Here is a 19,799-nt window from a genome sequence, read left to right as displayed (position 1 = left end):
GTGCGAGGCTGACACGCATGATCCGCACACTCGCCGTCGAGAACTACCGCTCCCTGCGCAAGCTGATCGTCCCGCTGGACCGGCTGAACGTGATCACCGGCGCCAACGGCACGGGAAAGTCCAGCCTGTACCGCTCCCTTCGGCTGCTCGCCGACTCCGCCACGGGCGGCGCGGTCGCGGCGCTGGCCCGCGAGGGCGGCCTGCCGTCCGCCATGTGGGCGGGCGAGCGCAAGGCGGAACCGGCCGGGCTCAAGCTGGGCTTCGCCGGGGACGAGTTCGGGTACGCGGTCGACTTCGGCGTCCCCCAGCCAGGACCCGGCGCCGGCGGCGCCCGCTCCATGTTCGCCCTCGACCCCGAGATCAAGCGCGAGTCCACCTGGGCCGGGCCCGTGCTGCGGACCGCCGCGCTGCTCTGCGACCGCGCGGGCCCCGCCGTGCGCACCCGCACGGCCGACGGCGGCTGGCACCGCTCCCAGGGCATCAAGCCGTACGACAGCATGCTCAGCGAGTTCGCCGACCCCCAGCTCGCCCCCGACCTGCTGCGGCTGCGCGAGCTGATCCGCTCCTGGCGGTTCTACGACCACGTGCGCACCGACGCCGACGCGCCCGCCCGCGCCGCCCGCATCGGCACCCGCACCCCGGTCCTCACCCACGACGGCGCGGACCTGGCGGCGGCGCTGCAGACCATCCGCGAGATCGGCGACGAAGAGGCGCTCGACGAGGCGGTGGCGGACGCCTTCCCCGGCAGCCAGGTCCGCGTCGTCGACAACGGAGGACGCTTCGAACTCCAGCTGCACCAGCGCGGACTGCTGCGCCCCCTGGGCCCCGCCGAGCTGTCCGACGGCACCCTGCGCTACCTCCTGTGGACCGCCGCGCTCCTCACCCCCCGCCCGCCGTCCCTCCTCGTCCTGAACGAACCGGAGACGAGCCTGCACCCCGACCTGCTCCGCCCGCTCGCCGACCTGATCGTCGCGGCGACCAAGGACACCCAGGTCGTCCTGGTGACCCACGCCCAGGAACTGGCGGACGCGGTGGCGAAGGGAGCGGCCCGCCACCGCTTCGACATCAACTCCATAGAACTGGTGAAGGAGTCGGGCCGGACAACGGTGGCGGGCCGGGAAAGCATGCTGGACGAGCCGCTCTGGTACTGGCCGAAGCGCTGAGTTCGAAACCTGCGGCTCGTCAGTGGCTGGTCGCGCCGTTCCCCGCGCCCCTTCGGGGCTCGCCGTAGTACGCCTGCCGCATGAGCTGCTGCATCTCATCGATCATCGGCATACGGGGGTTGGCGGGCGCGCACTGATCCGCGTACGCGTTCATCGCCTGCTGCGGCAGAGCCGCCAGGAAGGCCGCCTCGTCCACACCCTCCTCCTGGAAGGACGCGGGGATACCGCACTTGGCACGCAGTTCCTCGACCGCACGGGCATAGGACTCCACTCCCTCCTCGGGGGTTGAGGCAGGCAGCCCCAACATCCGCGCGATCTCCTGGAAGCGCTCGGGCGCCCGGTAGACCTCGGCCTTCGGCCACGGCGTCGCCTTGCCGGACACCGTGCCGTTGTGCCGGATGACGTGCGGAAGCAGCAGCGCGTTGGTGCGCCCGTGGGCGACGTGGAACGTGTTGCCGAGGGTGTGCGCCATCGCGTGCACGAGCCCGAGGAAGGCGTTGGCGAAGGCCATCCCCGCGACCGTCGAGGCGTTGTGCATCTTCTCGCGCGCCTCGGGATCCTTGGGGCCGTTGACGACGCACCGCTCCAGGTTCTCGAAGATGAGCTTGATCGCCTGGAGGCAGAGCCCGTCGGTGTAGTCGTTCGAGTAGGCGGAGACGTACGCCTCGGTGGCGTGGGTCAGCGCGTCGAAGCCGGAGTCGGCGGTGACGGTGGCGGGCAGCCCCATCGGCAGGACCGGGTCGACGATCGCGACGTTCGGGGTGAGCGCGTAGTCGGCGAGCGGGTACTTCTGCGCCGCCTCCGGGTCGGAGATGACCGCGAAGGGAGTGACCTCCGAGCCCGTGCCCGAGGTGGTCGGGACGGCCACCATCTGCGCCTTCTTGCCGAGCCCCGGGAACTTGAAGGCCCGCTTGCGGATGTCGAAGAACTTCTCCTTGGTGTCCGCGAACTCGATCTCCGGGTGCTCGTACATCAGCCACATGATCTTGGCGGCGTCCATCGGCGAGCCGCCGCCGAGGCCGATGATCGTGTCCGGCTGGAAGTCCCGCATCAGCGCGGCACCGGCCCGCACGGTCGCCAGCTCAGGGTTGGGCTCGACGTTGTCGATGATCTGGACGGTGACCGCGTCGGGCCGCGCCGCGAGGATGTCGGTCACCCGGGCGACGAACCCGAGCGTCGACATCGTCTTGTCGGTGACGATCGAGACGCGCCTGATGCCCTCCATCTCACCGAGGTAGCGCAGCGAGTTGCGCTCGAAGTAGATCTTCGGCGGGACCTTGAACCACTGCATGTTGTTGTTGCGCCGTCCGATCCGCTTGACGTTGACGAGGTTGACCGCGGAGACGTTGTTGGACACCGAGTTGTGCCCGTAGGAGCCGCAGCCGAGGGTGAGCGAGGGGAGGAAGGAGTTGTAGACGTCGCCGATGCCGCCGAAGGTGGAGGGCGCGTTGACGATGACGCGGACCGCCTTGACGCGCTTGCCGAACTCCTCGGCGAGCTCCTCGTCCTCGGTGTGGATGGCGGCGCTGTGCCCGAGTCCGTGGAACTCGACCATCCGGGCGGAGAGTTCGAGCCCGTGCTCGGTGTCCTCGGCCTTCAGTGCGGCCAGGATCGGGGAGAGCTTCTCGCGGGTGAGCGGCTCGCCCTCGCCGACCTCCGCGCACTCGGCGACGATCACCGAGGTGCCCTCCGGCACGGAGAACCCGGCCTGTTCGGCGATCCACTGCGGGGACCTGCCGACGACGGCCGCGTTCAGCTTGGCGCCCGAGCAGTTGTTGGCGAAGGCGGTGGTGCCGAAGACGAACTCCTCCAGCTTGGTCTTCTCGGCCGCCGTGAGGACGTACGCGCCGAGCCGCCGGAACTCCGCGAGCCCCTCCTCGTAGATCTCCTGGTCGAGGATGACGGCCTGCTCGGAGGCGCAGATCATGCCGTGGTCGAAGGACTTGGAGAGCACGATGTCGTGCACGGCGCGGCGCAGCTTGCCGCTGCGCGTGACGTAGGCGGGTACGTTGCCCGCGCCGACGCCGAGCGCGGGCTTGCCGCAGGAGTAGGCGGCCTTGACCATCGCGTTGCCGCCGGTGGCGAGGATGGTGGAGACACCCTCGTGGTTCATGAGAAGGCCGGTGGCCTCCATCGAGGGCTCCTCGACCCACTGCACGCAGTTCTCGGGCGCGCCCGCCTCGATCGCCGCGTCGCGCACGATCCGGGCGGCCTCGGCGGAGCAGCGCTGGGCGCTGGGGTGGAAGGCGAAGACGATCGGGTTGCGGGTCTTCAGGGCGATGAGCGCCTTGAAGAGCGTCGTCGAGGTCGGGTTGGTCACCGGGGTCATCGCGCAGACGACGCCGACCGGTTCGGCGATCTCGGTGATGCCGTTCAGCTCGTCGCGGGCGATGACGCCCGCGGTCTTCAGTCCGCGCAGCGAGTTGACGACGTGCTCGCACGCGAAGAGGTTCTTGACGGCCTTGTCCTCGAAGAGGCCGCGGCCGGTCTCCTCGACCGCCTGCCGCGCCAGCTCCCCGTGCTGGCTCAGCGCGGCGAGGGAGGCCTTCTTGACGATGTGGTCGACCTGCTCCTGGTCGTACGACTCGAACCGGTCGAGCGCGGCGAGCGCCCTCTCGACGAGTCCGTCCACCATCTCCTTGGCCTGCATGGCGGGTACTCCTTCGTTGAGACCTTTTCGCTACGCCTCCAATTCCACACCTTTGCGTTCCGCCGGGGACGCCGGAAAAGGCCCCACTCGGCAGGCAGAAAGTCCCTCGGAAACATCAGAGAGGCCACCAAAACCCGCCATGACCTGCACAAACACCAAGGGTCTTTAGACCCTCACGCGCTCGTGAAACTTTTCACAAGGAATCGGAAAAAAGCCCCGCCCCGTTTTCCGGGGCGGGGCTCATTCCGCTGAGATCAGCCGATTTCCGCGCCGTAGGCCGACAGGGCCTCCGGCACCGGCTGGAAGAAGGTCTCGCCACCGGACGAGCAGTCACCGCTGCCGCCCGACGTGAGACCCAGCGCGGTGTCACCGGCGAAGAGCGCGCCGCCGCTGTCACCGGGCTCGGCACAGACCGTGGTCTGGATCAGACCGTCGACCTGGCCCTCCTGGTAGTTGACCGTGGCGTCGAGCGCGGTGACGTCACCGTCGTGGACCTGGGTGGTGCTGCCGCTGCGCTGCACCTTCTGGCCGACCGTGGCGTCCCCGGCCTTGCTGATCGCCTGGGTGCCGCCGTAGAGGTTGACCTCGCTGGGGTGCGGGGTGTCGCCCGTGTACTTCACGATGGCGTAGTCGTTGCCCGGGAAGCTCGACTCCTCGGTGGTGCCGATCTCCGAGCCGCCCTGCGAGTCCGACCAGCTCTTGACCGCGTTGCCGCAGTGGCCCGCCGTCAGGAAGTAGGGCTGGCCGCCCTTGACGACGTTGAAGCCGAGCGAGCAGCGCGAACCGCTCCCCCAGATCGCGTCGCCACCGGCGATGAGGGCCTTGTACTCGCCCTTGCTGTGCTTGAGCTGGGCCTTGCCGCCGAGGCTCTTCACGATGGCGGAGACCTTGTCGAGCTCGGCGCCCTTGACCGTGCGGTCGGCCGTGACGACGACCTTGTTGGAGGCCGGGTCCATCGCCCACGAGGTGCCGGGCACGGCCGCCTTGTCGTTCAGCGTCGCACGGGCGCTCTTCAGCTCCGCGAGGGAGTTCTCGACGATTCTGGCCTTGCCGCCCGCCGACTCGACCGCGTCCGCCGCGCTCTTGTTCAGGACGTTGACGACGAGGGACTTGGCCTGGGCGTCGTAGTACGTGCCCGCGGCCTGGGTGCCGAGCTCCTTGCCCAGGGACGAGGCGAGCTTTCCGGCCTTCGCCACCGAGAGGGTGTCCGGCGTGGGCTCCGGGGAGTTCTCGCTCGCGTTCGCAGTCTGGAAGGTGATTCCCGCGGCAACCAGCGCGGCGATGCCCGCGCCTGCCACGGCGGCACGCCGCTTGGGTATGCGTCGGTGCTTCAAAAGTCACGACCTCCTGTGGGGGGAACGACCCGTCAGGCGTGGGGGCCCGACGGACCGCAGGGCGTACGCGGCACGGAGTCTCCACGCTAAAGAAGCCGCGTCCATGCCAATTTGGCCTCGCCCACTATCCCGATGCCCTCCGGTCGCACACAAGGTCTACTTCAGGACGCGCGCACGACAACGGTCGCGCGCCCCCGACCGGTTGGACGACCTCGGTCTCGCCACGTCGGTTCCCGTTGCAAACACCGCGTGCGAGGGGACGATCGCCAGCCTGTGAGGACTAGTCCTGTCCGGTTCTCGACCCCGCGGCGCGGTCGGGCTCTCCGAATTCCGTCATTTCCGCTCCGGATTCCGGCAGCTTCGCCGGGTTCGCCGGAACCTGCGGCCGCGCTTGCTGCTGCTCCTGCTGCTGCGGCGGCAGGGCCTGCTGCGCCCGTTCCAGGAAGCGGAGCAGCTCGACGGGGAAGGGCAGGACGAGGGTCGAGTTCTTCTCGGCGGCGACCGCCACCACGGTCTGCAGCAGCCGCAGTTGCAGGGCCGCGGGCTCCTCGGACATCTCGTGCGCGGCCTCGGCGAGCTTCTTGGACGCCTGGAGTTCGGCGTCGGCGTTGATGACCCTGGCCCGCCGCTCCCGGTCCGCCTCCGCCTGCCGGGCCATGGAGCGCTTCATCGTCTCCGGCAGGGACACGTCCTTGATCTCGACGCGGTCGATCTGCACGCCCCAGCCGACCGCCGGGGAGTCGATCATCAACTCAAGCCCCTGGTTGAGCTTTTCGCGGTTGGACAGCAGGTCGTCCAGGTCGCTCTTGCCGATGATGGAGCGCAGCGAGGTCTGCGCCATCTGCGAGACCGCGAAGCGGTAGTCCTCCACCTGCACGACCGCTTCGGCCGCGTCGATGACCTTGAAGTAGATGACGGCGTCCACGCGGACCGTGACGTTGTCACGGGTGATGCCGTCCTGCGCGGGCACCGGCATCGTCACGATCTGCATGTTGACCTTACGGAGCCGGTCCACGCCGGGCACGATCATGGTGAACCCGGGGCCGCGCACCGACCGTTGCAGCTTGCCCAGACGCAGCACCACGCCGCGTTCGTACTGCTTGATGACGCGCGCCGCCGCCATCACGTAGACCGCGCCAAGAGACCCGACGGTCACCGCCGCCACCACCAGCTCCTCGACCATGCCGGCCCCCCAGGGTCCGAATTGGGCGTGTTGGGCGTCCTCTTCGAAGGTAACCCCGTGCCGGACACAAAGGGAGAGGGTGACGGGTCACAAGGGTGGGCCCCCGCCCGGAGTACCGGACGGGGGCCCACTCGCTGCTGGCTGCGGACTCGGTGGCCGCTCAGTGCACCGGAGTCAGTAGACGCTGACGTTGTACGCGCGCAGCGCCTCGGTGACCGGCTGGAAGAAGGTCGTGCCGCCCGACGAGCAGTTGCCGCTGCCGCCGGAGGTGAGCCCCAGTGCCGTCGAACCCGCGTACAGCGGGCCGCCGCTGTCGCCGGGCTCGGCGCAGACCGTGGTCTTGATCATGCCGTAGACGACGTCGCCGCCGCCGTAGTTGACGGTCTGGTTGAGCGCGGTGACCCGGCCGGTGTGGACCCCGGTCGTGGAGCCGCGCCGGGTGACGTTCTGCCCGACCGTCGCGTCGGCGGCGCGCGTGATGTCCTGGCTGCCCACGGTGCCGGACTTGGTGACCGAGTTATTGGTGTACTTGACGATTCCGTAGTCGTTCGTCGGGAAACTGGAGCCCGACGTGGTGCCGAGCACGGTGGTCTTCGCCGAGTTGGACCACCAGGTGCCCGCGCCGTCGGTGCAGTGCCCGGCCGTCAGGAAGTAATAGGTGCTGCCGTTGCGGACGTTGAAGCCGAGCGAACAGCGCCAGCTGGACGCGTAGATGGCGTCCCCGCCGGAGATGTACTTCTGGAACTTGCCCGGTGTGCGCTCGATCTTCAGGGCGCCCGCGTTGCTGCCCGCCGCCGTCCTCAGCTCGGCGATCTCCGCTCTGGAGACCGTGCTGTCGGCGGTGACGACGACCTGCCCGGTCGCGGGGTCGACGCCCCAGGAGGTGCCCGCGACATCGGCGTCGAGCACGGCGTCGCTGGCCTGTTCCAACTGCGCGGCGCTGAACGTCGCCGTGCCGTCGTGGGCGCTGGCGGCGGGAACGGCGAGCGCGCCCGCGGCGACGAGGCCGGTGGCCACGGCAAGCATCGAGACGCGTCTCACCGGACCGCTGCGGGGAATGGTGCGCTTGATCCTCACGTTTTCCTCCCGAGGGAAGCCAGTGGGTCCTTGTGGGTTGAGGACCCGTGAGGCGCAGCCAAAGAGCAAGCCCTGATTCCGGATACGCCGTGCTCCTGACAAGCGCTGCTCGGGAGTATTGGGGGGCGGGACAGGCCGCACAAGGGCGTCTTTCGGCCGCCGACCGATACACGCCGACCGGCCCCGGTGGGTTCCGTACCTGTCGTACGCCACCGGGGCTCGGGTCATCGGCCGTGGTTCAGGAGCCGTCTTCAGGGCGTCCCGGCAGTCAGACGTCTCAGCGGTCGAGAAGGTTCCGCTCCCCCGCCGCGATCTCGGTGGCGAGGGTGTTGCCGGGCGGCGGGAAGGGGCACAGGAAGTGGTCGGCGAAGGCGCACGGCGGCAGCAGCGTCCGGTTGAAGTCCACGGTGGTGCGGCCTTCGGCGTCCGGCGCGGCGGGCCGCAGGAAACGGAAGCGGTAGCTGGAGGTGCCGCTGGTGGCGTCCGCGAAGACGGCCCACAGCGACCCGTCCCCCTCCACGGTCACCTGAAGGGTGTGCTCGACTCCCCCGATACGGAAGGCGAGTTCACCTCCGAGACCGAGGCCGCGCTCCTTGCCGTCCGCGTTGCCGACCGTGACGGTGCGGTCCTCGCCGTACGGCGTGAAGCGCCCCGGCACGGCCCAGCGCGCGTCGTACGCGGTGGCGTCGATGCCCGTGAAGGCCCGGCGCGCGGGGGCGCCGGGGTCGAAGTCGCGTACCGCCCAGAGCCCTTCGCGGTGGATGACGACGAGACGGCGCCCGCCGTGCGCCACGCGCGCGTCGGCGACGGGGCCGCTGTCGGCGGTCAGCCGCACCTCTCCGGTGACGGGCCGCCCGTCCAGGGTGAGGCCGTCGCCGGGGCCCGCGGTCAGGACGACCGCGTCCGGCGTCTCGGCCCACCGCCCCGGCAGCTCGGGGAGCTCGCCTTCCGGATGGTCGGCGAGCCAGTGCGTGCCCTTGAGGGAGAGCGGCCCGTAGGGGGCCGAGACGCTCTCGGTGCGCCGCTCGTGCCAGTGCTTCCAGTCCCGTACGGCGTCGGCGTTGGCCTCGGCGGCCGCGACGGTGTCGTGTTCGGTGCTCATGGTGATCAATCCTTCCCTACGGGCTCGCGCAGCCCGAGATGGGAGCGCAGCGTCGCGCCCCGGTATTCCGTGCGGTACACACCGCGCTCCTGGAGCAGGGGCACCACCCGGTCGACGAAGTCGTCGAGCCCGCCGGGGGTGAGGTGCGGGACGAGGATGAAGCCGTCGGCGGCGTCGCGCGCCACGAACTCCGCGAGGTCGGCGGCGACCGCGTCCGGCGTGCCGATGAAGGACTGGCGGGCGGTGGTCTCGATGACGGTCTGCCGGATGGACAGGCCCTTGGCCTCGGACAGGGCACGCCACTTCGCGGCCACCGCGAACGGGTCGGCGATCTTCACCCGTCCCTGCACGAGCTCCGAGCCCGGGTCCGGGTCGATGTCGGGCAGCGGCCCGTCCGGGTCGTACGCGGAGAGGTCCACACCCCAGACCTGTTCCAGGGCGAGGATCGCGTTCTGCGGGGAGACCTGTTTGCGGCGGATCTCGGCGGCCTTCTCCTGCGCCTCGGCGGCGGTGTCGCCGAGGACGTAGCTGACCCCCGGCATGATCAGCAGGTCGTCGGGTTCCCGTCCGTACGCGGCGAGGCGCCTCTTCACGTCGGCGTAGAACTCCCGCCCGGCCTCCAGCGTGCCGTGCCGGGTGAAGATGATGTCGGCGGCCGACGCGGCGAATTCGCGTCCCTCTGCCGAGTCCCCCGCCTGGATGACCACCGGGTGGCCCTGCGGGGAGCGCGGAACGGTGAACTCGCCCTCGATCGCGAAGTGTTGGCCGCGGTGCGCGAACGGTCGCTGCCTGCCGTCGGGCGTCCAGGAATCCCACAGTTCGCGCGCCGTCGCGAGGAACTCGGCGGCGCGGGTGTAGCGCTCCGCCCGGTCGAGGTAACCGCCGCGCCGGAAGTTCTCGCCGGTGAAGGCGTCCGAGGTGGTGACCACGTTCCAGGCGGCGCGGCCCGCGCTGAGGTGGTCGAGGGAGGCGAGTCTGCGGGCGAGTTCGTAGGGTTCGTTGAAGGTCGCGTTGACGGTGCCCGCGAGGCCGAGCCGCTCGGTGACGGCGGCGAGCGCGGTGAGCACGGTCAGCGCCTCGGGCCGCCCGACGACGTCCAGGTCGTGGATGCGCCCCTTGTGCTCGCGCAGGCGCAGCCCCTCGGCGAGGAAGAAGAAGTCGAAGAGGCCGCGCTCGGCGGTGCGGGCGAGGTGCTGGAAGGACGAGAAGTCGATGTGCGAGCGGGACCTGGGATCGGACCAGACGGTGGTGCTGTTGACACCGGGGAAGTGAGCGGCCAGATGGATCTGCTTGCTGGGCGTACGTTCGGTCATGAGGGCTCCCCCGCGAGCGCGGCGTAACGGTTGGCGGGCCTGGCGAGGCCCAGGTGCTCCCGGAGCGTGCTGCCCGGGTAGAAGGTACGGAACAGGCCGCGGTGCTGGAGCAGCGCGACGGTGCCGTTGACGAGCCGCTCCAGGTCACGGCGCGGCTCGACGGGCGTGAGGTGGAAGCCGTCGACGGCGCCCGCCCGGTGCCAGTCGGCGATCAGCTCGGCGAGGTCGACGGGCCCGCCCCGGTAGGCGGGGCCCTCGGCGGTGGGCAGCGGCCCGCCCCCGTGGCCAGGCTCCGCGGCGTACTCGCCGCCGCCGAGGTCGACGACGAGGGCGGCGAACACCCGCAGGGAGTCCGGGGCGCGCCCGAACCGCGCCGCGAGCCCGCGCAGTTCGGCCCGGGCGGCGTCGGCCTGGGCGACGGAGGCGGCCCGCACCAGGGCGACGTCGGCATGCCGGGCCGCGGTTTCGCGGGCCCGCGGATCTGTGGCGTCGACGACGGTCACCGGGTGGCCCTGCGGCGGCCGCGGCACGATGGACGGGCCCCGTACGGAGAAGGCGCGGCCCTCGAAGTCCACGTAGTGCAGCTTGTCGCGGTCGATGAAGCGGCCGGTGGGCACGTCCCGTATCTCCGCGTCGTCCTCCCAGCTGTCCCACAACCGCGCCGCCACGTCGGCGAACTCGGCCGCCTCCTCCCACAGTTCCTCGCGCGGCGCGGCCCGGCGCCGCCCGAACAGCCGGGCCTGCGCCTCGGTCGCCGACACCTCGACCGCCCAACCGGCCCGCCCGTGACTGACCCAGTCCAGCGTGGCGACGGCGGCCTGCACGTGGAACGGCTCGGTGTGCGTGGTCGTGACGGTCGGCACGAGCCCGATCCGCCCGGTGGCGGGCGCGAGCCGCGCGGCCACGGCGAGGGCGTCGAGCCCGGGCCGCGCGAAGGAGTCCCCGACCGTCACGAAGTCGAGCGCCCCGCCCTCGGCGAGGAGCGCCAACTCGGCGTAGGGACCTGCTTCGTAGGCTCCGGGGAGATCGATGGCGGCGGCGAGATGAAGGGTGGTCATCAGCTGAACCTTTCCGAGTAAAAGAGCGCCCCTTTAGAGGCGCGGGGAACTGCGCGCCCGGCCACAGCGCACCCGCAGGTAGATCACCTACGGCTTCGGCAACCCCCGCGGGTTGACCCGCGACTTGGAGACGGCCTCCCCGGAAAGCCCCCACCGCTTCAGAACCTTCGAGTAACTCCCGTCCGCGATCACGTGGTTGAGCGCGGCGGCATACGCGTCGACGAGCCCGCTCCCCTTCGCCGTGGTCGCGGCGATCTCCCCCTGGACCGAGGCGCCCCCGCCGGACAACGACCCGACGACCTTCGTCTGACCCGCGGACGCCACGTGGTACGACACCGAAGGACTGGGCCCGAGGTAGGCGTCGATGCGCCCGGACTGGAGGGCCAGGTAGTAGTCGGAGTCCTTCTGGAAGTACTTGATGTCGACGGGCTCGCGCCCGGCCTTCTCGTTCTTCCCGCTCCAGTCGACGAGGATCTTCTCCTGGTTGGTGCCGGAGGAGACCGCGACGGATTTGCCCGCCACGTCGGCGGGCCCCCGCACCTTCCAGGCCGCGTCCTTCTTCGCCTCGAAGGCGATGTTGTCGAGGCGGTAGGTGGCGAAGTCGTACTTCTCCTTGCGCTCCTCGGTCACCGTGACGTTGCCGAAGACGCCGTCGAACTTCCCGCTGTCCAGGCCGACGAAGAGGTTCTCCCAGGAGACCTGCTCGAACGTCGGCTTCAGGCCCAGCGTGTCGGCGACGAGGATCGCGAGGTCGACCTCGGAGCCGATGCGGGTCTTGTCGTCGGTGGCGTAGAAGCCGAGCGGCGCGGTCGAGTCGGCACCGCCGCCGAGCCGCAGCGTGCCGCGTTTTCGCACCTCTTCGGGGACGAGCGCGGCGATGGAGGCGACCTTCTCGCCGCGTACGCGGTTCTGGTCGGGCCCGATGTTGATGTTGCCGACCTTCTTGGTGCCGGGCTTGCCGCCACCGGTCGCGGCGTCGCTGTCCCCGCCGCAGGCACCGAGCAGGGGTGTGGCGGCGAGCAGGGCGAGGGCGGCGGCGAGGGTGGTGCGTCGGGATGGCATTCAGGGGCTCCTAGAGGACCTTGGAGAGGAAGGCACGTGTCCGCTCGTGCTGCGGCTTGTCGAGGACGTCGCCGGGCGCGCCGCGCTCGATGACCTGTCCGTCGTCCATGAAGACGACCGTGTCGGCGACCTCGCGGGCGAAGCCGATCTCGTGCGTGACGACGATCATCGTGGTGCCCCGGCGCGCCAGGTCCTTGATGACGTCGAGGACTTCGCCGACCAGCTCCGGGTCGAGCGCGGAGGTCGGCTCGTCGAAGAGGAGCAGTTTCGGCTCCAGGGCGAGCGCGCGGGCGATGGCGACGCGCTGCTGCTGCCCGCCGGAGAGCTGCTTGGGGTAGGCGTCCGCCTTGTCGGCGAGACCGACCCGGGCGAGGAGCGCCTCCGCGCTCGCGACGGCCTCCTTGCGGGGCCGCTTCAGCGCGGAGACCGGGGCCTCGACGATGTTCTCCAGGACCGTGAGGTGCGGGAAGAGGTTGAAGTTCTGGAAGACGAAGCCGATCTGGGTCCGCTGCTTGAGCACCTCGCGCTCGCGCAGCTCGTACAGCTTGTCCCCGGAGCGCCGGTAGCCGACGAGCGCCCCGTCGACGCTGACCCAGCCTCCGTCGACCTTCTCCAGGTGGTTGATGGTGCGCAGGAGCGTCGACTTGCCGGATCCGGAGGGGCCGAGGACGACGGTGACCTCACCCGCGCCGACCTCCAGGTCGACGCCCTTCAACACCTCCAACGCCCCGAAGGACTTGCGTACGGAGCGGAGTTCGACCATGGCGCTCATCGCGTGGCCCCCTTGGAGAAGTGACGTTCGACGTAGTGCTGGAGGACGGAGAGCGCGCTGGTCAGCAGGATGTACCAGGCGGTGGCGACCATCAGGAGCGGCACGACGCGGCCGTTGCGGCCGTAGATGACCTGCACCTGGTAGAAGAGTTCGCCGATCGCCATCACGGAGACGATCGAGGTGCCCTTGAAGAGCGAGATGATCTCGTTGGCCGCGTTGGGCAGGATCGACCGCATCGCCTGCGGAAGAACGATCCTGCGCACCTGGCGCAGCTTGGGGATGCCGAGCGCGGCGGCCGCCTCCAACTGCCCGCTGTCGACGGCGAGTACGCCCGCGCGCACGATCTCGGCGGCGTACGCGGCCTGGTGCAGGGCGAGGCCGAGCACGGCGGCGCTCATCGCGCCGACCAGGCCCATCGTGTCGAAGGAGAAGAAGCCGGGCCCGAAGGGGATCCCGAACTGCAACTCCTTGTACAGGTAGGCGAGGTTGAACCAGAAGAGCAGCTGCACGATGAGCGGGATGGAGCGGAACGCCCAGATGTAGCCGAAGGCCACCGACTTCAGGAAGGGGCTGGCGGAGAGCCGCATGAAGGCGAGGACGATGCCGAGCACGAAGCCGATGACAGTGCCGTAGAAGGTGAGCTGGAGGGTGACCCAGACCGCCTTGAGGATCACGTCGGCGGTGAAGAACTCGGCGAACACCTCCCATTCCCAGGCGGGGTTGGTGACGAGACCGTGCGCGAACTGGGCGATCAGGACGGCGGTCGCGGCGACGGCGGCCCACCGCCAGGGGTGGCGCACGGGCACGATCTTCAGGGCGCCGTAGTCGTCGCCCGGCGGGCTCGCGGCGGCCTTGTCGACAGGTGGATCAGCGGTCAGGGACATGGGTTCCTCAGAGGGATCAGTCGGAGGGCTCAGTCGGAGGGCTCAGAGCGTGCGGAGCAAGTCGAGTACGGCGCGTGCGGTGGCGTCGTTCTGCCGGAACGAGGGGCTGTTGGTGCGCGGCCTGGTGAAGGCGCCCGCGCCGCGCGCGTCGGTGTGCGGGCCGAGCGCGAAGCGGCGCGGATGCGGCGCGCCCGCGCGGTCGAGCACACGGCCGTCGGCGGAGTCGACGGCGAGCAGTCCCGCGGCGGTCACCGCGACCCCCTCGGTGTGCAGCGCGCGCAGCAGCGGGTCGCGGGTGCGGGCGAGGGTGGGCTGCGGAAGCCGCGCCTCGACGAGCGCGCGGGCCTCGGTGACCTGCCCCGGCAGGGTGGGGCTCTGCGCGCGGAACACCCCGTCGTCGGCGGTGACGCGGACGTCGGCGCCGAGGAACCGCACGACACCGGCACGGGAGAGGGCGAGCAGCTGGCGCAGCCGGGGCCCCGGCGGCCCGGACGCGAGGTAGCTGAAGAAGCCGTGCCACCACTCCCCCACGTCGCCGAGCCGCATCAACTGCCCGTAGACGGAGAGGAGTCCGAGGAAGACGGCGAGGTCGGGGCTGTGCCCGGGGTCGTGTCGGCGCGCGAGGTCGTCGGTGATGTAGCCGCGCAGGCCGTCCTGGAGTGCTTCGTACGAGGTGTGGCGCACGCCCGAGAGCGGGTGGTCGAGCGCGGTGAGGGCGAGCCGGTCGGCGGGGTCCGGCACGGCGGAGGCGACGAGGGCGTCCAGTTCGGGGCTGCCCGGCGGGCAGGCCGCGTACTTCTCGTCGAAGTCCGTCCAGGCGGCGCGGGTGCGCTCGGGGTGGGCGGTGAAGAGCCGGTGGTAGTGGGCGAAGCCGAGTTCCTTCTCGATGAGCGGCCAGACGTCGCGCCGGAAGTCGTAGCCGTCGGGCCTCGCGAGCAGCTCGTCGATCTCACCCGGCCCCAAGTAGCGCGGCAGCGGCGGCCGTTCGCCCGACCAGTCGTAGCCGATCTTGGAGTGGTAGGGCACGCCGCGCCGCGAGCCGACGTACAGGACGGGCTCGCGCCCCGACGGGAGGTAGGTCTCCCCGTCGTAGCGCCCGCCGCGCCCCTCGGTGAGCAGCACCATCAGGTCGACGAAGGCGAGGCCGAAGCCGCGTACGAGGACGGGCTCGCCGGGGGCGAGGCGGGACAGGTCGGTGTCGGCGGTGAAGTCGGGCGGCAGGTGCACGAGCCCGTTCCGCTCGGCGTAGCGCGCCAACTCGGTCTGTTCGTCGTCGAGTTCGGCGTCGAGATGGCCCTGGGTGAGGATGACGGCGTCGGCGACGAGCGGCGCATCGACGCCCTCCAGCCACACCTCCTGGCGGCCGGTGGGCTCGCCGGTGAGGCGGACCGCCCTGCGCCGGTGGTGCCGGACGACGGCGTCCCGCGGCAGGCCCGCCACGGCCCTCTCGTACACCCAGCCCATGTACCGGCTCTGCTCGCGGCGGCTGGCGAAGGTGCGTCCGTCGAGCCCGGACCACTCGTCGAGCGTGGGTCCCGGCAGGACGGGGCCCGCCACCTCCACCGTCTCGTCGGTGAACATGGTGACGTCCTGGGCCTGCGAGTTCATCCAGAGCAGCGGCGACTGGTCGTGCCGCCAGATGCGGCCGCCGCCCGGCGGATACGGGTCGACGAGATGGATGTCGAGCCCCGAACCCCCGTACAGGGACGGCGCGTTGGCGCCGATGCGCTCCAGGATCCCGGTGCCGCGCGGCCCCGCCCCCACGATCACGAGCGAGCGCCTCATCGGACACGCTCCGAGCCGCGCGCGTAGTGCCGCTCGACGTAGTACTGGCCGACGCCGAGCACCGAGGTGACCACGACGTACCAGAGGGTGGCGACCATCAGGAGCGGGATGACCTGGTAGGTGCGGTGGTAGACGAGCTGCACGGAGTAGAGCAGGTCCTGCACCGCGATGACGCTGACGATCGAGGTGCCCTTGAGCGTCCCGATCAGCATGTTCCCCGCGGGCGGCACGATGGACCGCATGGCCTGCGGCAGCACGATCCGCCGCCAGCGCCGCCACCGGCCGAGCCCGAGCGACTGCGCGGCCTCGATCTGTCCCCGGTCCACGGAGAGGATCCCGCCGCGCACCACCTCGGCGGCGTACGCGGCCTCGTGCAGGGTCAGCCCGACGACGGCGATGGTGACGGGCCCCATCAGGTTCACCGTCCGCACCCCGAAGACCTCCGGGTACAGGGCGCCGATGTTGAACCAGAAGAGCAGCTGCACCAGGATCGGCATCGACCTGAAGAACCAGACGTACCCCCAACTGACCGTACGGAGCACGGGGTTGCCGGAGAGTCTGCCCATGGCGAGCAGCGTGCCGAGCCCGAAGCCGAGCACCATGACGACGGCGGTCAGCCAGAGGGTGAGCCAGAGCCCGCGCAGTACGGACGCCGAGGTGAAGTAGTCGGCGACGAGGCCCCATTGGAACGCCTCGTTGCGGATCACCGAGTTGGCGGCGAGCGCCAGCAGGATCAGGACGAGTGCGGCGGCCGCCCACTGGCCCGCGCGGGGCCGGGGCACGATGCGCGGGGTGTCGGGGAGTGCGGCGGGATCGTCGGGCGGAGGGGCGGTTGCCACTTTGGCGAGGGTGTCGGAAGACATGCGGAAGGCTCCGTGGATGCACGAGCTCGAACACGGGTGGTGCCTTCACACGGACCGAGCCCCTCAGCACGATCCGCCCCTGAGACTACGGTGCGTTTTCCGTCCGCTGTCAAGGCTGTCCAGAATATGAGCCGTACGTCTCACGGCAGTTGACGCGGAAACGGATGCCTGTTCCACTTGGCCCATGCATCCGCAGCAGTGGCTGGTCACGCGCTCCCACATCGACTTCGGTCGAGTGTGGTCGGCGTCCTGTTGATGTCCTCCTGAGCCGACCCCCTGCGATTTCCGCGTTCTGATTCCGCCGGACCCCTGGGGCGATCGGCCGCCGCGCGCCTTCCTTCCGCGCCTCCTCTCCCGCCTTTCCTTCGCGACGCCCGCGCGGCGTCGGCCCCGCCTTCACACGCGTACGTCACCGCTCCCCCGTCGTGAGCGGCGACACCCCTCCCCTCGTACGTCCGCTTCGCCCTGCCTTGCCTCGCCCTGCCCTGCCCTGCCGAGCTGGAGAACGTCACGCCATGAGCACGTCCCCGCACTCCCGTCGCATCCCGGCGGCCTTCGCCCTGATCACCGCCGCCACCCTCACGCTGACCGCGTGCGGCTCCGGCGGTGCCGCGGACACCGCGGGCGGTGCGGCCCCCGCGGGCGGGAGCGCCAAGATCCCGACCACGGACGTGGTGTCCTCCGTCAAGAAGAACCGGGCCGCGGCGGAGCTGCTGCCCAGGGACGTCCGCGACCGCGGCACCCTCAGCCTCGCCTCCTCCGTCGGCGGCACCCCGCCGGGCGCCACCTACCTGGAGGACGGCAGGACGATCGTCGGCCAGGACATCGACTTCGCGGACGCCGTCGGCAAGGTCCTCGGCCTGAAGCTGAAACGGGAGGCCGCGAGCTTCGAGGCGATCCTGCCCGCCCTGGACAGCGGCAAGTACGACCTGGGCACGGGCAACTTCGGCGTGACGGAGGAGCGCCGCAAGACCATCGACTTCGTGACGTACATCAACGACGGCCAGGGCTTCGCCGTCCGCAAGGACAGCAAGCTGGCCAAGGTCACCGACTTCGCACAGCTCTGCGGCCTGAACGTGGCGACCGGCGCGGGCACCACCTTCGAGGTGACCCTGGAGGACAACAAGCACGTCTGCGCCGACGCGGGCAAGAAGCCGTACAGCGTGAAGACCTACGCCGAGCAGGGCGCGATCTGGCCCGCCCTCCAGCAGGGCCGCGCCGACGTGGTGATGTCCACCATCAACGGCCTGCGGTACGCCGTGCGGCAGCAGGAGGGCCTGAAGTTCCTCGGCGAGTACCACCGGCTCGACGTCGGCTTCGCCTTCAAGAAGGGCACGAAACTGGCGCCCGCGTTCCGGGCCGCGGTCGACCAGCTGATCAAGGACGGGACGTACGACCGCATCCTGAAGAAGTGGGGTACGCGGGGCTCGGCGATCGGCAAGTCGCGGATCTCCCCGCCGGAGATCAAGGGCTGACGCCCCCTCACGTACGCCCCACTCGGAGTCGAGCCCGCCCTAGCACCCGCAGTCGCAGCACGCGCAGCACTCGCAGCACGAGCAGCAGCCCGCGTCGCCGCTGCCGCAGGCGTTGCAGCAGCCCTCGCGCTTCTTGCGGGACCAGGGGCCCTCGAAGTGGTCGGCGCAGCACACCTTGCAGGTGCAGCACAGTCCGATGGCGACGGCGCAACCCGCCCAGAAGCCGCGCTTGCCCGGCTTCGGCGGCCCCGGCTCGAAGCTCCCGGGCCCCTCGGGACCACCGCCGAAGCCGCCCGGGCCACCCGGCCCGCCGGGCGCACCGGGTGCGCCGCCGTACGGGTTGCCGCCCCCGTACGGATTCTGCGAGCCGTAGGGACCACCGGCAGCAGGCCCATACGGCCCGCCGCCCTGCGGCGGCCCGAAGGACCCGCCCTGATGGGCCGTCACCTCATGGGTGTGCCCGCACGCGTCGGTCCCGAAGGCCCGGTCGATCGACCTGCCCAGCTCGTGCGCGAGCAGCCGGTGCGCGAGCTTGCCGTCGGTGAACTCGGCGTCCCGCAGCGCGAGGCGTATGCCGTGCAGCGCGTCGTCGGCGAGACGGCGCGCCTCGGCCCGCGTGGTGCCGGTCGCCGTCAGCGGGTTCCACGCACCCGACGCGGCGTCAGCTTCCTGGTCCTCGACGGCATCCAGGAGGTGCGCGAGCCTGCCGAAGAGCCGCCCCGCCTCGGCGAGCGGTGTCACGTTGCCCGGCCGCCCGGCGAGCACGGCGGTGTGCGCGAAGGCTGCGGCGGTGGCCGTCTCGGTCGGCTCGGTCACGGTGAGCAGGGAGGTGCCGGGACCGGCCAAGGACTCGATCCCGGCCTGCCGTTCGACGGCATCCAGCAGGACCGCCGTGTCGAATCCCACCGCGGCGCCGCCGCGCGCACCGGCCTTGTCCCAGCCCTTGGCCACGCGGCGGGCCGCGACGGCCACCGGCCGCCGCGCGAGCAGCCCGTCCCCGTCGACGACGTGGTCACGGACCTTGGCGGAGGCGAGCACCAGCGAGACGGCGGCGGCGAGCCGCGCGCCCTCGCCCCGCGCGACGGAGGCCGTCCGCATGCCGCGCAGCGGACAGGGCCCCGCCGTGCGCCGCCAGCCGGTGGCGTGCTCGGCCTGAGCCTCCGTCAGAACCGAGATGATGAGCCCGTCGTAGTTGGTGACGACGCGGGCGAACTGCCCGTGGTCGCCGCGCAGCGCGAGGCAGAGCCCGCACAGGTGCGCCATCCACTGGGTCTTGAGTCCCTCGCCGAGCCGATGACTGCAGGGCCTGACAATTCCGAACAAGACGACTCCCCCGAGAGCCCGGAAACTGATCAACTCCGGCATCGTAGCGAGAGTCCCGTTCACCCGGACGCACCGCCCGTCACCCATACGCCGTGAAGAATCATATTTCACTCACTGTCAGCAGCCGTACACGGCAAGACCCTTGGAGGACAACGCGCGTCGGCGTGTTGACTCTGCACCAGTACCGTCACGAAACCCCCGCGCGGCGACTATCCACTTGGCGCATCATCCGCATCATGGACGAACATGGGGATGCGGAACGCAGGGAAACCGCTGTGAGAGGAGGCGTCCATGGGATCGGTGCGCAAGGCGAGTGCCTGGCTTGGCCTCGTCGACGACAACAATGACGAGCGTTACTACGACGACGGCTACGAGGACGACCGGGCCGAAGGGCCCGACAAGCCGGAGGCGTGGGTCACCGACCCGCGCGTGCGGGTGGCGGCGGAGGCGGCCGAGGAGGAGGAACGTCGCATCGGGACCGTGACCCCGGACAGCTTCCGGGACGCGCGTGCCATCGGCGAGCTCTTCCGCGACGGCGTCCCGGTGATCATGAACCTCACGGCCATGGAGGCCACCGACGCCAAGCGCGTGGTGGACTTCGCGGCCGGCCTCACCTTCGGTCTGCGCGGCTCGATCGAGCGCGTGGCGACGCGGGTCTTCCTGCTCACCCCCGCGCACACCCAGATCGTGAACGGCGAGGCCGCGGGCCGCCCCGCGGACGGCTTCTTCAACCAGAGCTAGGGGCAGGGCCGCTC

Annotated in this window: 16 protein-coding genes; 3 read left to right on the top strand and 13 right to left on the bottom strand. The window is 70.7% G+C overall.

Translation table 11 applies throughout. The features are described from left to right. The first annotated feature begins 17 nt into the window (after nucleotides 1-17). Nucleotides 18-1,163, top strand: coding sequence for an AAA family ATPase (locus CP970_RS34450; protein WP_055552032.1), 1,146 nt, complete (start codon nucleotides 18-20; stop codon nucleotides 1,161-1,163). A 19-nt stretch (nucleotides 1,164-1,182) separates the two neighbouring features. On the opposite strand, the gene adhE is transcribed toward CP970_RS34450, so the two are convergent. From adhE to CP970_RS34390, 12 genes are all read right to left on the bottom strand, one after another. After that, the gene (gene adhE / locus CP970_RS34445) at nucleotides 1,183-3,813 is read right to left on the bottom strand and encodes a bifunctional acetaldehyde-CoA/alcohol dehydrogenase (RefSeq protein ID WP_055552030.1); all 2,631 of its coding nucleotides are present in this window, start codon (nucleotides 3,811-3,813) and stop codon (nucleotides 1,183-1,185) included. Between the two features lie 254 nt (nucleotides 3,814-4,067). Further along, nucleotides 4,068-5,147, bottom strand: a complete 1,080-nt coding sequence (locus tag CP970_RS34440) for a S1 family peptidase (protein WP_055552027.1) — start codon at nucleotides 5,145-5,147, stop codon at nucleotides 4,068-4,070. A gap of 280 nt (nucleotides 5,148-5,427) precedes the next feature. After that, nucleotides 5,428-6,330, bottom strand: a complete 903-nt coding sequence (locus CP970_RS34435) for a slipin family protein (RefSeq protein WP_079043800.1) — start codon at nucleotides 6,328-6,330, stop codon at nucleotides 5,428-5,430. 174 nt (nucleotides 6,331-6,504) lie between these two features. Beyond that, the gene (locus tag CP970_RS34430) at nucleotides 6,505-7,407 is read right to left on the bottom strand and encodes a S1 family peptidase (protein WP_055552025.1); all 903 of its coding nucleotides are present in this window, start codon (nucleotides 7,405-7,407) and stop codon (nucleotides 6,505-6,507) included. Between the two features lie 277 nt (nucleotides 7,408-7,684). Continuing rightward, nucleotides 7,685-8,509: a DUF1684 domain-containing protein gene (locus tag CP970_RS34425; RefSeq protein ID WP_055552022.1), complete on the bottom strand. Its 825-nt coding sequence runs from the start codon at nucleotides 8,507-8,509 to the stop codon at nucleotides 7,685-7,687. Nucleotides 8,510-8,514: 5 nt separating this feature from the next. Next, a complete protein-coding gene (locus CP970_RS34420) occupies nucleotides 8,515-9,822 on the bottom strand; it encodes an NtaA/DmoA family FMN-dependent monooxygenase (protein WP_055552020.1) in 1,308 nt (435 codons plus the stop codon). Continuing rightward, nucleotides 9,819-10,880 (bottom strand): LLM class flavin-dependent oxidoreductase, encoded by a 1,062-nt coding sequence (locus CP970_RS34415; protein WP_055552017.1) that lies wholly within the window; start codon nucleotides 10,878-10,880, stop codon nucleotides 9,819-9,821. Before CP970_RS34415 ends, CP970_RS34420 begins: the two co-directional genes overlap by 4 nt. Before the next feature lie 87 nt (nucleotides 10,881-10,967). After that, nucleotides 10,968-11,942, bottom strand: a complete 975-nt coding sequence (locus tag CP970_RS34410; protein WP_055552015.1) for an ABC transporter substrate-binding protein — start codon at nucleotides 11,940-11,942, stop codon at nucleotides 10,968-10,970. Nucleotides 11,943-11,952: 10 nt separating this feature from the next. Next, a complete protein-coding gene (locus CP970_RS34405) occupies nucleotides 11,953-12,714 on the bottom strand; it encodes an amino acid ABC transporter ATP-binding protein (protein WP_055552012.1) in 762 nt (253 codons plus the stop codon). Next, nucleotides 12,711-13,598, bottom strand: a complete 888-nt coding sequence (locus CP970_RS34400; protein WP_055552010.1) for an amino acid ABC transporter permease — start codon at nucleotides 13,596-13,598, stop codon at nucleotides 12,711-12,713. Before CP970_RS34400 ends, CP970_RS34405 begins: the two co-directional genes overlap by 4 nt. A 42-nt stretch (nucleotides 13,599-13,640) precedes the next feature. Continuing rightward, complete coding sequence (locus CP970_RS34395; RefSeq protein ID WP_055552008.1) at nucleotides 13,641-15,383, bottom strand: FAD/NAD(P)-binding protein; 1,743 nt, start codon at nucleotides 15,381-15,383, stop codon at nucleotides 13,641-13,643. Next, a complete protein-coding gene (locus CP970_RS34390) occupies nucleotides 15,380-16,246 on the bottom strand; it encodes an amino acid ABC transporter permease (protein ID WP_055552007.1) in 867 nt (288 codons plus the stop codon). The genes CP970_RS34395 and CP970_RS34390 overlap by 4 nt, the downstream gene beginning before the upstream one ends. 515 nt (nucleotides 16,247-16,761) lie before the next feature. Between CP970_RS34390 and CP970_RS34385 the strand changes: the two genes are divergently transcribed. Further along, complete coding sequence (locus CP970_RS34385) at nucleotides 16,762-17,721, top strand: ABC transporter substrate-binding protein (RefSeq protein ID WP_055552005.1); 960 nt, start codon at nucleotides 16,762-16,764, stop codon at nucleotides 17,719-17,721. A gap of 39 nt (nucleotides 17,722-17,760) precedes the next feature. Here CP970_RS34385 and CP970_RS34380 read toward each other — a convergent pair whose 3' ends face one another. Further along, nucleotides 17,761-19,044: a DUF5685 family protein gene (locus CP970_RS34380; RefSeq protein WP_191094985.1), complete on the bottom strand. Its 1,284-nt coding sequence runs from the start codon at nucleotides 19,042-19,044 to the stop codon at nucleotides 17,761-17,763. Nucleotides 19,045-19,335: 291 nt separating this feature from the next. Between CP970_RS34380 and CP970_RS34375 the strand changes: the two genes are divergently transcribed. Further along, nucleotides 19,336-19,785 (top strand): cell division protein SepF, encoded by a 450-nt coding sequence (locus tag CP970_RS34375; RefSeq protein WP_055552001.1) that lies wholly within the window; start codon nucleotides 19,336-19,338, stop codon nucleotides 19,783-19,785. Nucleotides 19,786-19,799 lie beyond the last annotated feature (14 nt).

The sequence above is a fragment of the Streptomyces kanamyceticus genome (assembly GCF_008704495.1).
Classification (GTDB): Bacteria; Actinomycetota; Actinomycetes; order Streptomycetales; family Streptomycetaceae; genus Streptomyces; species Streptomyces kanamyceticus.
The sequence above is the reverse complement of the archived record's forward strand: the minus strand, read 5'-3'. Positions and strand labels throughout refer to the sequence as shown.